General features: G+C 65.3%; 13 protein-coding genes. 5 read left to right on the top strand and 8 right to left on the bottom strand.

Annotated features, from left to right (window positions below):
- From ACLIIZ_RS10180 to ACLIIZ_RS10170, 3 genes are all read left to right on the top strand, one after another.
- A complete protein-coding gene (locus ACLIIZ_RS10180; RefSeq protein ID WP_416691992.1) occupies positions 1 to 645 on the top strand; it encodes an OmpA family protein in 645 nt (214 codons plus the stop codon).
- The gene (locus ACLIIZ_RS10175; RefSeq protein ID WP_416691991.1) at positions 638 to 1,321 is read left to right on the top strand and encodes a DUF2894 domain-containing protein; all 684 of its coding nucleotides are present in this window, start codon (positions 638 to 640) and stop codon (positions 1,319 to 1,321) included. The genes ACLIIZ_RS10180 and ACLIIZ_RS10175 overlap by 8 nt, the downstream gene beginning before the upstream one ends.
- A 174-nt stretch (positions 1,322 to 1,495) precedes the next feature.
- On the top strand, positions 1,496 to 2,329 hold the full coding sequence (locus tag ACLIIZ_RS10170) for a DUF3800 domain-containing protein (RefSeq protein ID WP_416691990.1): 834 nt from the start codon (positions 1,496 to 1,498) through the stop codon (positions 2,327 to 2,329).
- 69 nt (positions 2,330 to 2,398) lie between these two features.
- On the opposite strand, the gene ACLIIZ_RS10165 is transcribed toward ACLIIZ_RS10170, so the two are convergent.
- From ACLIIZ_RS10165 to ACLIIZ_RS10140, 6 genes are all read right to left on the bottom strand, one after another.
- Complete coding sequence (locus tag ACLIIZ_RS10165; protein WP_416691989.1) at positions 2,399 to 4,609, bottom strand: OsmC domain/YcaO domain-containing protein; 2,211 nt, start codon at positions 4,607 to 4,609, stop codon at positions 2,399 to 2,401.
- A gap of 77 nt (positions 4,610 to 4,686) precedes the next feature.
- Positions 4,687 to 5,331 (bottom strand): PAQR family membrane homeostasis protein TrhA, encoded by a 645-nt coding sequence (trhA, locus tag ACLIIZ_RS10160; protein WP_416691988.1) that lies wholly within the window; start codon positions 5,329 to 5,331, stop codon positions 4,687 to 4,689.
- 81 nt (positions 5,332 to 5,412) lie between these two features.
- On the bottom strand, positions 5,413 to 6,846 hold the full coding sequence (locus ACLIIZ_RS10155; RefSeq protein ID WP_416691987.1) for a Y-family DNA polymerase: 1,434 nt from the start codon (positions 6,844 to 6,846) through the stop codon (positions 5,413 to 5,415).
- The gene (gene imuA, locus ACLIIZ_RS10150) at positions 6,779 to 7,492 is read right to left on the bottom strand and encodes a translesion DNA synthesis-associated protein ImuA (RefSeq protein ID WP_416691986.1); all 714 of its coding nucleotides are present in this window, start codon (positions 7,490 to 7,492) and stop codon (positions 6,779 to 6,781) included. Before imuA ends, ACLIIZ_RS10155 begins: the two co-directional genes overlap by 68 nt.
- On the bottom strand, positions 7,489 to 8,094 hold the full coding sequence (gene lexA, locus ACLIIZ_RS10145; protein WP_416691985.1) for a transcriptional repressor LexA: 606 nt from the start codon (positions 8,092 to 8,094) through the stop codon (positions 7,489 to 7,491). Before lexA ends, imuA begins: the two co-directional genes overlap by 4 nt.
- 71 nt (positions 8,095 to 8,165) lie before the next feature.
- Positions 8,166 to 9,482: a methyl-accepting chemotaxis protein gene (locus ACLIIZ_RS10140; protein ID WP_416691984.1), complete on the bottom strand. Its 1,317-nt coding sequence runs from the start codon at positions 9,480 to 9,482 to the stop codon at positions 8,166 to 8,168.
- Between the two features lie 99 nt (positions 9,483 to 9,581).
- Here ACLIIZ_RS10140 and ACLIIZ_RS10135 point away from each other — a divergent pair, with 99 nt between their 5' ends.
- Positions 9,582 to 9,887 (top strand): hypothetical protein, encoded by a 306-nt coding sequence (locus ACLIIZ_RS10135; RefSeq protein WP_416691983.1) that lies wholly within the window; start codon positions 9,582 to 9,584, stop codon positions 9,885 to 9,887.
- On the opposite strand, the gene dgt is transcribed toward ACLIIZ_RS10135, so the two are convergent.
- Positions 9,888 to 11,237, bottom strand: a complete 1,350-nt coding sequence (dgt, locus tag ACLIIZ_RS10130; protein ID WP_416691982.1) for a dGTP triphosphohydrolase — start codon at positions 11,235 to 11,237, stop codon at positions 9,888 to 9,890. It lies immediately after the preceding gene.
- A gap of 33 nt (positions 11,238 to 11,270) precedes the next feature.
- Positions 11,271 to 11,675 carry an acyl-CoA thioesterase gene (locus ACLIIZ_RS10125; protein WP_416691981.1) on the bottom strand — a complete coding sequence of 135 codons (405 nt, stop codon included), beginning with the start codon at positions 11,673 to 11,675 and terminating at the stop codon, positions 11,271 to 11,273.
- A gap of 87 nt (positions 11,676 to 11,762) precedes the next feature.
- Between ACLIIZ_RS10125 and ACLIIZ_RS10120 the strand changes: the two genes are divergently transcribed.
- A complete protein-coding gene (locus ACLIIZ_RS10120) occupies positions 11,763 to 13,406 on the top strand; it encodes an electron transfer flavoprotein-ubiquinone oxidoreductase (RefSeq protein ID WP_416691980.1) in 1,644 nt (547 codons plus the stop codon).
- Positions 13,407 to 13,486 lie beyond the last annotated feature (80 nt).

Below are 13,486 nucleotides of genomic sequence, written 5' to 3'. Positions count from 1 at the left end.
ATGGAAAACATCGACGCCAGCGTCGACCACGGCACCCCTGTCTGGGCCGTCTTCGGCGACCTGATGGCCGGGCTGCTCGGCGCCTTCGTGCTGATCCTGGTCGGCGTGCTCGGTGTGCAGCTCGAACTGGTCAGCAGCCTCGAAGCCGAAATCCAGAAACGCCAGCAGGAAGAACAACGCCGCGAAGCGCTGGAAAAGGCGCTGGCCGGCCCGCTCGCCTCCGGCCGCGTGACGCTCGACAACGGCAAGATCGGCATCAGCGGCAACGTGCTCTTCGCGCTGAATTCCGACCAATTGCAGCCGGAAGGCAAGCAACTGTTGAAGAGCCTGTCCCAGCCCATCGCCGCCTACCTCGGCGCTAGCGAACAGATGCTGATGGTCAGCGGCTTCACCGACGACATGCCGGTGCGCGGCAGCAACAGCCGCTTCGCCGACAACTGGGAACTCTCGGCCCAGCGCGCGCTGACCGTCACCCGCACGCTGATCGAGGACGGCGTGCCTTCGTCGTCCATCTTCGCCGCCGCCTTCGGATCGCAGCAGCCGGTCGCCGACAACGCCGACGCCGAAGGCCGCGCCCGCAACCGCCGCGTCGAAATGGCGCCGGTGCCCAAGTCGCGGACCAATGCCAAGGACGCCAATGGCTGACCGGGGAGAGCTCCAGCGCCGACTCGATGCCCTACGCGCCAGCGGCGCCGCCGAGCGCGATCCCGTCCGCTTCGCCTACCTCGACGCCCTGGCCCGCCGCGCCGCGACGCAACCGGCCAGCATCCGCCAGGTGCTCGCCGACAAATTCGGCGCTGGCGCCGACGAACTGCTCAGCCGCCCGACACCGACGCCAACGGCGAGCGCGGCGAGCGACCGCGCCAGCCCGCTCGCCACGCTGCTCGCCTACATCGCCCAACAGGCCCACGCTCAGCCAGAATCCAACCCACTGGCCAACGCGCCTGCACGCCCGCCAGACGACCAGCGACCCAGCGCAAAGGATTCGGTTGGCGCCAGCCGCCCGCCAGCACCGGAACTCAAATCCGTCGCCTACTTCCGCGACGAGTGGTCCAAGCTCAGCACCGAGCAGCAACTGACGCAGACCCTGGCCCAGGCCCCGGAAAACGCCGGCCCGATGAATTCCCAGCACCTCGTGCTGCGCAGCCTGCAGCTCATGCGCGACATCGCGCCGGATTATCTGCACGGTTTCATGTCCTACATCGACGCGCTGATCTGGCTGGAACACGCGGCCCCGGTCAAGCCAGCGCCGGCGCGTGCCGCCGCCAGCGAGGGAGCACCGGCAAAGCGGGCGGCCAGGAGCAGCCCGAAGCGTCGCTGATCGAACCCGGCCCGGAGCCGCGCGCGAGTTTCTTCCCGAGCGTTGTCAAATCGCAGCGCTCCCACAGGCTTGGCTGGCTTTAGAATTCTTTCTTGTGGTTGCAGTAGATCGCAGCTAAAATCCAGCACGAGTCAAGAGCGCTGTCGATTACGGTGCGTTGGACGATTGTTCCACTTGGCTTACCAAATTTTAGCGGGTCGCGATTTTGCGACCCGTTTTCGTTTGCGGGGGGGATTTGCGTTGCACCTCTTATACTTAGACGAGTCTGGTCACACACATGACCCAAGCACTGCCTTTTTCGTCTTAGCAGGTTTTGCCGTGTTTGAGCGATCAACGCACTGGTTGGAATCGAGGATCAACCCCATCGCAGCACGATTCAGTCCTCATGATCCTTCGGCCATCGAATTCCATGGATCGCCGATGTACTCAGCTAAAGACGACTGGTCGGGCATTGCCCCTGCCGATCGCGTTCAGGCATTGGTTGATGTTCTGTCATTGCTTGGAAATCCCCAGCTCAAACTTAGGGTCTTTGCATCCGTCATTGAAAAGTCTTTGGTGCCGCTTGATCAGATTCTTCACCAATCATTTGAAGCTGTTGCACACCAGTTTGATCAGTTCTTGGCGGACATGTGGGTTCGTCGCCGCGATGGGCAAAGAGGACTGGTTGTATGCGACAAAGCGTCTTACGAGCAGAAGTTCCAGGCGCTTTCGTCTTTGTTTAAGCATCAAGGCCATAAGCTCGGACGCCTTCGGAACTTCGCTGAGGTTCCACTATTTCTGGATTCGAAAGCGTCACGCCTGATCCAGATGGCTGATCTAATTGCCTATTGGATATTCCGTTACTACCAGTCAAAAGATGATCGTGGCTTTCGACTAATTGAGCCGTACATCCTCCGGCACGCAACTCAACGGGTTGGTCTTGTAACTTCGGTGAGTCCTGCAACTGAAGTTGCACTTGCGGCCATCCAACCGCATAAATATCCATTCCCAAGCCCATCACCGATGTAATTGGGCACTACGTTCTACAGCTTTTGGTCTGCTTAGGGACGATAGCCGCCTTTTGCGGATTCTCAAGCCTCAATCTCCCAAGCTCACCCCCGCCGCCTTCGCCCGTGCCGCGTGCGCCTTGCGGTAGCTGTCGAGCAGGCGCTGGTGGCGGTCGAGGCCTTCCAGCTGCACGCTGGTCGGCGTCAGGCCGTGGAAGCGGATGCTGCCGTCGACTGAGCCGATGACCGCGTCCATGCGTTCGTTGCCGAACATGCGGCGGAAGTTGGGCTCGTAGTCTTCCAGTTCCAGTTCGTCGTCGAGCAGCACTTCCAGCACCACATTGACCGCCTGGTAGAACAGGCCGCGTTCGGCGGTGTTTTCGTTGTACTGCAGGTAGGCTTCGACCTGTTCCTTGGCCGCCTCGAAATCCTGCAGCGCGAGGTTGATGAGGAGCTTGAGTTCGAGGATAGTCAGCTGACCCCACTCGGTGTTCTCGTCGAATTCGACGCCGATCAGCGTGATGATGTCGTTGTAGTCGTCGAGTTCGCTCTCTTCCAGGCGCTCCAGCAGGGCTTCCAGCGCCGCGTCGTCAAGGCGGTGCAGGTTCAGGATGTCTTCGCGGAAGGCCAGCGCCTTGTTGGTGTTGTCCCAGATCAGGTCGTCGACCGGGTAGATTTCCGAGTAGCCGGGCACCAGGATGCGGCAGGCGTTGGCACCCAACTGGTCGTAGACGGCGACGTAAACCTCCTTGCCCATTTCGGCGAGGATGCCGAACAGCGTGGCGGCTTCATCGGCATTGGAATTCTCGCCCTGACCGGAGAAATCCCATTCGACGAAGTCGTAATCGGCCCGGGCGCTGAAGAAGCGCCAGGAGACAACGCCGCTGGAGTCGATGAAATGCTCGACGAAGTTGTTCGGCTCGGTGACGGCGTTGCTTTCGAAGGTTGGCCGCGGCAGGTCGTTGAGGCCTTCGAAGCTGCGCCCCTGCAGCAGTTCGGTGAGGCTGCGTTCGAGCGCCACTTCCAGGCTGGGATGCGCACCGAAGGAGGCGAAGACGCCGCCGGTGCGCGGGTTCATGAGCGTCACGCACATCACCGGGAACTGGCCGCCGAGCGAGGCGTCCTTGACCAGCACCGGGAAGCCCTGCTTTTCCAGTTCCTCAATGCCGGCGACGATGCCCGGGTATTTGGCCAGCACCTCGGCTGGCACGTCGGGCAGCGCGATTTCGCCTTCGAGAATCTCGCGTTTCACCGCCCGCTCGAAGATTTCCGACAGGCACTGCACCTGCGCTTCGGCCAGCGTGTTGCCGGCGCTCATGCCGTTGCTGAGGAAGAGGTTGTCGATCAGGTTTGTCGGGAAATACACCGTCTCGCCGTCCGACTGGCGCACGTAGGGCAGCGCGCAGACGCCGCGTTCGGTGTTGCCGGAGTTGGTGTCGAACAGGTGCGAGGCGCGCAGTTCGCCGTCCGGGTTGTAGATTTCCAGCGTGTAGTCGTCGAGCAGGCCCTTGGGCAGCGCATCCTTCTTGCCGGGCTTGAACCAGCGCTCGTTCGGGTAATGCACGAAGGGCGCGTTGGCGAATTCCTCGCCCCAGTACTGGTCGTTGTAGAAATGGTTGCAGCTCAGGCGTTCGATGTATTCGCCGAGCGCCGAAGCGAGCGCGCTTTCCTTGGTCGCGCCCTTGCCGTTGGTGAAGCACATCGGCGAATGCGCGTCGCGGATGTGCAGCGACCAGACATTGGGCACCAGATTGCGCCAGGAGGCGATCTCGATCTTGATGCCCAGCCCGGCGAGCAGGCCGGACATGTTGGCGATGGTCTGTTCGAGCGGCAGGTCCTTGCCGGCGATAAAGGTCTGCGTATCGGCGTCGGCGCTGACGGTCAGCAGCGCCTGCGCGTCGGCGTCGAGATTCTCGACTTCCTCGATGATGAACTCGGGGCCGGTCTGCACCACCTTCTTTACCGTGCAGCGGTCGATGGAGCGCAGGATGCCCAGCCGGTCCTTCTCGGAAATGTCCGGCGGCAGCTCGACCTGTATCTTGAAGGTCTGCTTGTAGCGGTTTTCCGGATCGACGATGTTGTTCTGCGACAGGCGGATGTGCTCGGTCGGGATGTTGCGCGTGTCGCAGTAGAGCTTGACGAAGTAGGCCGCGCACAAGGCCGACGAAGCCAGGAAGTAGTCGAACGGCCCAGGCGCCGAGCCGTCGCCTTTATAGCGGATCGACTGGTCGGCGATGACCGTGAAGTCGTCGAACTTGGCTTCCTGACGAAGCTTGTCGAGAAAATTGACCTTGATTTCCATGCGGCTGTCCCAGCGTTCTAAACGAATCGGTCGCCATTATCCGGGTTTCCCGGCGGCCGGGTACGAGGTGAAGCCGCTCAGGCCGCGTAATGCAGCACCGCGAAGAAGTGGCAGCCGGTACCCGTTGCAACGAAAGCGTGCCATACGGCATGGGCGTAGCGGACGCGGGAATCGAGCATGAAGAAGACGACACCGGCGGTGTAGGCGACACCACCGGCGACGAGCAGGATGACGCCGGGCAGCGAGACGTGCTCGACCAGCGGCACCGCCGCGATCAGCACCAGCCAGCCCATGGCCAGATACAAGCCGGTGGACAGCCAGGGATGGGAGAGCCGGTTGAATGCCTTCAGGGCGATGCCGGCGGCGGCCATCGACCAGACCAGACCGAACAGCGTCCATCCCCAGGAACCGGCCAGGGCGCCGAGTGCGAACGGGGTGTAGCTGCCGGCAATGAAGCAGTAGATGGCGCCGTGATCCAGCTTCTGGAACAGGCGTTTCAGCTTGCCCGCCGGGAAGGCGTGGTAGAGCGTCGAGGTCAGGTAAAGGAGAACCATCGTCGCCGCAAACACACTGGCCCCGACGACATTGGCCACGCCGAAATGGCTGGCCGAGGCGATCAGGAAAGGGACGCCGACAATCGCCGCCAGCAGCGCCACGCCGTGGCTGACGCTGTTGGCGATTTCTTCACCCAGGCTTTGTGGTCGTTCAGTCATGAGGTTCATCGTAGCACCTCAGGCATTTTTTCTCCGTGACCATCGGTAGCGATTTGCCCGGATCGTGTTATCCGGCCACGCTGCGGCGCCTCAGGCAAACACCCCGTGCAGATACCAGCCCTGCGCGTCGCGGAAAATCCACGCCCATTGTCCCTCGCCGTTGCGGGCGACGAAGTAGTCGCGACGGATGTCGCCAGTCGCAGCGCTTTCGCCGCTGTCCCACCAGCCGCTTTCCAGGCGCTCGCCGCGCGTGACGAGTTGCAGCGGGCCGTGCCAGTGCGGGCCGTCGGCGCGTTCGGTCAGCGGCTGCGGCACCGGCAGCAGCCAGAGCGGGCGCGGGAGAGCCCAACTTGCAGTGGATGCTGTCCCGGCCGCCAGAATGCCCGCCGGATCGGCGTTGCGCGAGGCGCATTCCGGGCGGTGGTCGGCGTGCGCCGCCAGGCTGCGCACGGCGTCGTCGCCAAGACGGGCGCGCAGGCGTTCGAGGCAGGCGGCGGCGCCCTCGCCGCTCGTCGCCTGCTCGAACAGGCCGGCGCTGGCGCCAGGCCGGGCGACGACCTCGTCGGCGTCGAGGTGCAGCGCCTCGACCGGCGCCGCCAGTTGCAGGCGGCCGAGGTGTTCGCGCAGCAGGCGCATGAAACGGCCCTCATCGGCGCAGGGCTCGCCGAAGCGCAACGGCAGCGTGCTGCTTGAGCCGTCGTCGTGAGTCAGGCGCAGTGTGCACGCGCGCAGCAGCGACTGGCGCACCTGCAGCCAGCCGGCCAGCGCGGCGAACAGGCGCTGCGCGGCGAAGGCCAGGCCTTCGGCGAAATCGACGCGCGACGGCAGCTCCAGCCCGGCGGCGAAGCGTTCGGGAAAGACGAAAGCGTGCTGCGGATCGGGCAGTTCGCCGCGGGCGCGCAGCAGGTCGTCGACCGGGCCGTTGCCGATGCGCCGACGCAGGCCGGCAGGCGCGCTCAGTTCGCCGAGACGGCGCAGACCGAAGGCTTCCAGACGGGCGACGACCTCGTTTGGCCAGCCGGGCACGGCGCACGGCAAATCGGCCAGCGCCGCCTGCAGCGCGGCCAGGCTCTCGTAGCTGGCCGCCGCGTCGGCGCGCGCCAGCCAGCGGGCGCCGAGCGGCGTCGGCGCGACCGCCCAGGCGACGCTCCAGCCCTGCGCCCGGCAGCCGTCGAGCGCTGCCGCGACGATGGCGGCGATACCGCCGAACAAGCGCCGGCAGGCGCCGATTTCCAGCAGCAGCGCATCCGGTGAGGCCAGGCTGACGGTCGGCGTGAAGCGCCCGGCCCAGCAGGCGAGATCGGCGAGCGCCCTGGCTTCGCGCGCCGGGTCGCGCTCGCTGGCGCGCAGCCCGGGCAGCAGGCCGAGCGCGGTCGACAGCTTGTGCCCGGGCAAGATGCCTGCGGCAACGGCAAGCGGATCGGCAGCCAGCACCCGACCACGGGCCGTGACGACGCTAGGCGACTGCCGCGACGGCAGGGCTTCCAGCGTCAGCAGCGGAAAATGCAGGGCCAGCCACAACACGTGCTTTCCTTCCCGGTCGGGGAATCTCGATCTGCAACAGGCGCGACGCCGGGCGGCCGCGTCGCTTCAGAATGCGCAACGCCAACCGGTCGGCACTGGCGCTCAGCGTCAGGCGCAGCGGAGCCGGCGACGGCGTCGCGGCGTCCACGGTCGACCGCCACAGAACCGCCAGAACCGCCTGCCCCTCGGCCGCCACCTGCAGGCGGCGCAGCGCCCGGGCGTCGATGCCGGCGTCCGGCCAGGCAAGCAGAGCGGCGAAACCGCCGCATCTGAGCAATTGCTCGACGCACCAGGCCGCCTGCTTGCCGGGACGGATCACCAGCAGGCGCTCCGGCGCCACCCCGGCCGCCGCCCAGGCCGGCGCATGCGGCAGCCAGGGCGGCGCGACCAGAGCCAGCCGCCCACCTTCGTCCGACAAACGGGCCAGCGCCGGCAGCAGCAGGCTGATTTCGCCGATGCCGCCACGGTCGCTCAGGATTTCGGTGAGATTGCCGCGCGGCCAGCCGCCGCCCGGCAGTTCGGCGTCGAGTTCGGTGTAGCCGCTGGCCACGGTGCCCGCCGGCAGGCCGGGCAAGGCGTCGCCGCGCCAGATGTCGCCACGCGCCAGGACCGCCGCCAAATCCACCGGCGACGGTTGGGCGCTCATGACAGCTTGGCGACGGCTCCGCGGATCAGGCCGACGGCGACGCCCTCAATGGCGAATTCGACTTCGCCGGGATTGATCACGATCGGTTCGAAATCCGGGTTCTCGGCGATCAGGCGGATCTGGTTCTTGCCGCGCTCCAGGCGCTTGACGGTGACTTCCTCGTCGATGCGGGCGACGACGATCTCGCCGTCGCGCGCCTGGTTGGTCTTGTGCACCGCCAGCAGGTCGCCATCGAGGATGCCGGCGTCGATCATCGACAGGCCGCGCACCTTCAACAGGAAATCGGCACGCGGGTTGAACAGGCCGGCATCGAAGTTGTAGCGCCCCTGCACGTTCTCGACGGCGAGGATGGGCGAGCCGGCGGCAACGCTGCCGATCAGCGGCAGACCGAGCTGTTCGACGAGGCGGATGCCGCGCGCCGAGCCGGGCTCGAGGTTGATCGCGCCCTTCTTGGCCAGCGCCTTGAGGTGATCCTCGGCGGCGTTCGGCGAGGCGAAGCCGAAGGCGGTGGCGATCTCGGCGCGGGTCGGCGGCGCCCCGAGGACTTCGACGGTGTTGCGGATGAAGTCGAGGATTTCCTGCTGACGCGGGGTGAGTTTCATGGCGGGGCTCCGGCAATTTCCGATGACTGTATTTTTGTACAGTTACCGGAAATTGGCAAGCCCGGCGTCGATCAATCCTGGATCGTGCTCGAAAAAGCCTGGACGACATCGACCACCCGAGTCGCCCCGTCGCGCATCTGTTTGATCGCCGCGCCGGCGCTGTTGGCCAGTTCAACGCCGGCGCGCACCTCGGCCAGGCCATTGTTCATGCTCGCCGTCACCGAACCGGTTTCCTTCTGGATGGTCTGGATCATGGCGGCGATTTCTCCGGTCGATTTGCCGGTGCGCTCGGCCAGTTTGCGCACCTCGTCGGCCACCACCGCGAAACCGCGCCCCGATTCGCCGGCGCGCGCCGCCTCGATTGCCGCGTTGAGCGCCAGCAGGTTGGTCTGGTCGGCGATCTCGCGGATGGTACCGACGATCGACGAGATGCGGGCCGTCTGTTCGCCAAGCACGGCGACCAGCGCCGCCGATTCGTCGACGATGCCGGCGATGTGCTGCATCTTGTCCACGGTGTCGAGGATGATGCCCTCGCCGGACTGGGAAATCTCCCGCGTTTCCAGCGCCACCTTGTAGGCGGTTTCCGCGCCTTCGCGCTCGGCCATGTGGCGACGGATGCGCTCGCTGATGTCGGTGGCGAACTTGACCACCTTGACAACCTGCCCGTCCGGCCCGAACACCGGGTTGTAGCTGGCCTCCAGCCAGACCTCGCGGCCCTGGCGGTCGAGCCGCAGGTACTGTCCGGAACAGAATTCGCCGCGCCCCAGGCGAGCCCAGAACTGCGCGTACTCCGGCCCGCGCACGAAATCTTCCGGACAGAAGATCCGGTGATGCTGGCCGGCCAGCTCGCGGGTCGAATAGCCCATGGCCCGGCAGAAATTGTCGTTGGCGCGCAGGATGCGGCCGTCGGTGGCGAATTCGATGACCGCCATCGAGCGCTCGATGGCATCGACCATGGCGCGCTGGCTGGCGGCCTCGATCACCTGCGGCGTGACGTCGGTGGCGAACTTGACCACCTTGACCACCCGGCCGTCCGCTCCGAGGACCGGGTTGTAGGTGGCTTCCAGCCAGACCTCCCGACCGTCGCGCTGACGGCGGCGCACGGGGCCGCGGAAGAACTCGCCGCGCCGCAGCGAGGCCCAGAAAGTGTCGTATTCCGGCGAGCCGGCATAGGCTGGATCGCACAGGCGGCGGTGATGCTGGCCCTTGAGTTCGGACAGCGTGTAGCCGAGGGTCCGGCAGAAATTGTCGTTAGCGTCGATCACCGTGCCGTCGGGCATCAGTTCGACGATCGCCATCGAGCGCTGGAGCGCCGCGTGCAGGGCGTGACAATCGGCAAGCGCCGCTTCGAGTTCGCCGACCTGCTGCCGGTACTTGTTGCCGAACATTCCATCTCCCTGTCTGGTTGAAGGCGCCGATGCTACCAAAACCCGCCCGGACGCGACACGCCTTGCTAATATCCGGCGCACCGCGCTACAGGACCCAGCATGAAACTCCAGCATCTCGCCATCGGCGACCGCTTCGAATACGAAGGAAAAATCTTCGTCAAGACCGGCCCGCTCACCGCCTCCTCGGACCAGGGCGGGCAGCAGATCATTCCCCGCTACGCGGTGCTCAAGCCGCTCGACCAGGCGCAGCCGGAAAGCCGGGCCGGCGGCCGCGAGCGCCTGAACAAGGCAGCGGTGCTGGCCGCCTTCGACCGTTTCTACCGGACCAGCGAACGCCTCTGCGACAGCACCGCGCACGCCGAACTGGCGCGGGCGCGCAGCGAATTCCTCGGCATCTTCGAGTGATCAGGTCGGCAGGTCGAAACCCTTGAGCTTGCGGTACATGTCGACGGCGTAGGAGTCGGTCATGCCGGCGACGAAGTCGGCCACCTGCAACAGGCGCACGTAAGGATCGGCATCGGGTTTGCCGCCGTGGCCGAGGAATTGCGGCGGCAGCAGACGGAGCAGCATTTCCTCGCGCTTGGTCATGCGCAGTTCAGGCACCGCCGCCGCCTCGACGGCGTGGGTAAACAGCCCGAGCAGCGCGCCAAGCACCTCGAAGCCGGCGGTTTCGATTTCCAGCGCCGGCCGCGCTGTGTAGATCGTCTCCTTGGCCACCTGCAGCACCGCTTGCAGCGGCACGCTGACCGGCGACTGCTCGAGCAGTTCGTCGTCGAAACTGCCATCAAGGATCGCCGCCTCGTTTTCCAGGAAAACCGCCGCCGCGCTTTCCAGCAGGCGGCCGATCGCCTTGGCGCGCAGGTATTCGAGACGCTCCTTCGGGTCGTACAGGCGGTCGAGCCGGCTGCCGTTGATCGTCGAACCGGCGAGGTCGGCGAGCAGGCATTCGGCGTCCTTGTAGGGCACGAAGCCGAGACGCGCCGCGTCTTCGAGATCGACGATCAGGTAGCAGGTATCGTCGGCCACTTCGACCAGGAAGGCCAGCGGATGACGGCGCCAGGCCTGCCCCGGAATTCGCTCGACCAGCCCGGTCGACTGGGCAACGCGGGCAAAATTGTCGGCGTCCTGCTGGAAGAAACCGAATTTCTTGCCGCTCTTGCCATCCAGCGGGCCGTCGAGCGCGGACGGCCGCGGGTACTTGGTGAAGGTCGCCAGCACCGCGCTGGTCAGCTGCAGGCCGCCAGGATTGGCCGGGCTCTGCAGCCTGGAGACGATGCGGAACCCCTGCGCGTTACCCTCGTACTTCTCGAAATCGGCGCGCTGGGCTGGCGTGAATTCATGGCGCTCGAGCAGGCCGGAATTGCGGAACCATTCGCGGATCGCGTCCTCGCCGGCATGACCGAACGGCGGGTTGCCGATGTCGTGCGCCAAGCAGGCGGCGGCGACGATCGCCCCGAAATCGCCCGATTCGACGTGGGGCAACCCGTGCCGGGCGATGATCTCGCGGCCGACGACAGCACCCAGCGAACGACCGACGCAACTGACTTCCAGGCTGTGCGTCAGGCGGGTGCGCACATAATCGCTCTTCGATAGCGGAAAGACCTGCGTCTTGTCCTTCATCCGGCGGAAGGCCGAGGTGAACACGATGCGGTCGTAATCCTGCTGGAAGGCAGTGCGCTCCGCCGTTCCCGGCGCCTTGCCGGCCCCCAGGCGTTCGCTGGAGAGCAGTTTTTCCCAGATTTTCCGCTTGCCCATGCCGATTCCGTCGTTATCCGATGGGCGCCGAGTTTACTCCGCTTCGAGCAAGGCCCGCACGTGATCCGGCAGCGGCACCGATTTTCCGGTCTGCGTGTTCATCCACACCACCTTGGCGGCGCCCTCGGCATACAGCTCGCCGTCGATCAGCATGTCGACGTGCGTCTGGCAGCTTGAGCGGCCGATCGCGCCGACGTAGGTGCGCACCTCGACGGTGCCCGGATAGGTCATCGGACGCAGGAAGGTACACGCGGCATTGACGATCACCGGACCGTCACCGCCCGGGCGGACCAGCACCTTCATGTCCTCGATCCACTCGACCCGCGCCTGCTCCATGTAGCGGAAATAAACCGTGTTGTTGACGTGCCCGTAGGCGTCCATGTCGCCCCAGCGGATGGGCAGGGTCGTGGTGTGAATGAGTTTTTTGCGATGGTCCATGAAACGATCGTTTGAAAATGGGTTGAAGAAAGCGTTTCCATACTGTAGCGTATTGAAAACAAGCCAACAATAATCGAGGAGACAAGCATGGAACGCGAAGCCATGGAATTCGACGCGGTCATCGTCGGCGGTGGTCCGGCCGGACTGGCGGCGGCAATCCGCCTGAAGCAGCTGGCCGGGGAAAACGGCGAGGACTTCTCGGTCTGCCTGATCGAGAAAGGCGCCGAGATCGGCGCCCACATCCTGTCCGGCGCGGTGATCGACCCGCGCGCCCTCGACGAACTGCTGCCCGACTGGAAGACGACCGGCGCGCCGCTCAACGCCCCGGTCAGCGAAGACCGCTTCCTGATCCTGTCGGAAACCGGCGCGACGCAAGTGCCGAACGCCTTTCTCCCCGGCTGCTTCCATAACGAAGGCAATTACGTGATCTCGCTCGGCAACCTCTGCCGCTGGCTGGGCGAACAGGCCGAAGCGCTCGGCGTCGAGATCTACCCCGGCTTTGCCGGTGCCGAAGTGCTGTTCGACGAGAACGGCGCGGTCAAGGGCGTGGCGACCGGCGACATGGGCCGGCTGCACGACGGTTCGGAAGGCCCGAACTTCCAGCCCGGCATGGAACTGCACGGCAGATACAGCTTCTTCGCCGAAGGTTGTCGCGGCCACCTCGGCAAGCAGTTGATCGCCCATTTCAAACTTGACCGCGACGCCGACCCGCAGACCTACGGCATCGGCCTCAAGGAACTCTGGGAAATCGCCCCGGAAAAGCACCAGAGCGGCCTGGTCATCCACAGCGGCGGCTGGCCGATGCAGCCCGACACCTACGGCGGCGGCTTCCTCTATCACCTGGAGAACAACCAGGTCGCCGTCGGTTTCGTCGTTGGCCTCGGCTACCAGAACCCGCACCTGTCGCCCTACGAGGAATTCCAGCGCTTCAAGACGCATCCGGCAATCCGCAAATTCCTCGCAGGCGGCAAGCGCATCGCCTACGGTGCGCGGGCGCTGGTCGCCGGCGGCCTGCAATCCTTGCCCGAAACCGTCTTTCCCGGCGGCGTCCTGGTTGGCGACGACGCCGGCTTCCTCAATGCCGCCCGCATCAAGGGCTCGCACTGCGCGATCAAGACCGGCGCGCTGGCCGCCGAAGCCTGCTTCGCGGCGCTCTGCGAAGGCCGCCAGCGCGATGTCCTGGCCGCCTATCCGGAAAGTTTCCGGCAAAGCTGGCTGTACGACGAGCTGCACCAGGCGCGCAACTTCAAGCCGTGGATGGCCAAGGGCCTGTGGCTCGGCTCGCTGATGTTCGGCATCGACCAGTTGTTGCTGCGCGGCAAGGCGCCGTGGACGCTGCATCACAGCGCCCCCGACCACGCCAAACTGAAACCGGCCGCCGACTGCCCAAAGATCGACTACCCGAAGCCGGACGGTGTAATCACTTTCGACCGCCTGTCCTCGGTCTTCCTCTCATCGACCAACCACGAGGAAGACCAGCCCTGCCATCTGACGCTGAAAGATGCATCGGTACCGATCGCCGTCAACCTGGCGACCTACGACGCGCCGGAGCAGCGTTACTGCCCGGCCGGCGTCTATGAAATCCTGCGCGACGAGGCCGGCAGCCCACGCCTGCAGATCAACGCGCAGAACTGCGTGCACTGCAAGACCTGCGACATCAAGGACCCGACGCAGAACATCGTCTGGGTCGTACCGCAGGGCGGCGAGGGACCGACCTACCCAAATATGTAGCCTGGGCGTCGACGAGCGCGTTCCGGGAAGCCGCGACACGCGGTTTCTCGGTTTATAATCTCGCGCCTGACCCCTAAGGG

It is taken from the genome of Azonexus caeni, assembly GCF_048146105.1.
GTDB classification, from domain to species: domain Bacteria; phylum Pseudomonadota; class Gammaproteobacteria; order Burkholderiales; family Rhodocyclaceae; genus Azonexus; species Azonexus aromaticus_B.
Note: the sequence above shows the minus strand (reverse complement) of the source record. Positions and strands in the feature narration are given on the sequence as shown.

What these genes read in the sequence shown, in the direction of transcription:
- ACLIIZ_RS10180 (WP_416691992.1), top strand. Translation starts at nt 1, where the DNA reads ATGGAAAACATCGACGCCAGCGTCGACCACGGCACCCCTGTCTGGGCC.
- ACLIIZ_RS10175 (WP_416691991.1), top strand. Translation starts at nt 638, where the DNA reads ATGGCTGACCGGGGAGAGCTCCAGCGCCGACTCGATGCCCTACGCGCC.
- ACLIIZ_RS10165 (WP_416691989.1), bottom strand. Translation starts at nt 4,609, where the DNA reads ATGGAAATCAAGGTCAATTTTCTCGACAAGCTTCGTCAGGAAGCCAAG.
- trhA (WP_416691988.1), bottom strand. Translation starts at nt 5,331, where the DNA reads ATGAACCTCATGACTGAACGACCACAAAGCCTGGGTGAAGAAATCGCC.
- imuA (WP_416691986.1), bottom strand. Translation starts at nt 7,492, where the DNA reads ATGAGCGCCCAACCGTCGCCGGTGGATTTGGCGGCGGTCCTGGCGCGT.
- lexA (WP_416691985.1), bottom strand. Translation starts at nt 8,094, where the DNA reads ATGAAACTCACCCCGCGTCAGCAGGAAATCCTCGACTTCATCCGCAAC.
- ACLIIZ_RS10140 (WP_416691984.1), bottom strand. Translation starts at nt 9,482, where the DNA reads ATGTTCGGCAACAAGTACCGGCAGCAGGTCGGCGAACTCGAAGCGGCG.
- ACLIIZ_RS10135 (WP_416691983.1), top strand. Translation starts at nt 9,582, where the DNA reads ATGAAACTCCAGCATCTCGCCATCGGCGACCGCTTCGAATACGAAGGA.
- dgt (WP_416691982.1), bottom strand. Translation starts at nt 11,237, where the DNA reads ATGGGCAAGCGGAAAATCTGGGAAAAACTGCTCTCCAGCGAACGCCTG.
- ACLIIZ_RS10125 (WP_416691981.1), bottom strand. Translation starts at nt 11,675, where the DNA reads ATGGACCATCGCAAAAAACTCATTCACACCACGACCCTGCCCATCCGC.
- ACLIIZ_RS10120 (WP_416691980.1), top strand. Translation starts at nt 11,763, where the DNA reads ATGGAACGCGAAGCCATGGAATTCGACGCGGTCATCGTCGGCGGTGGT.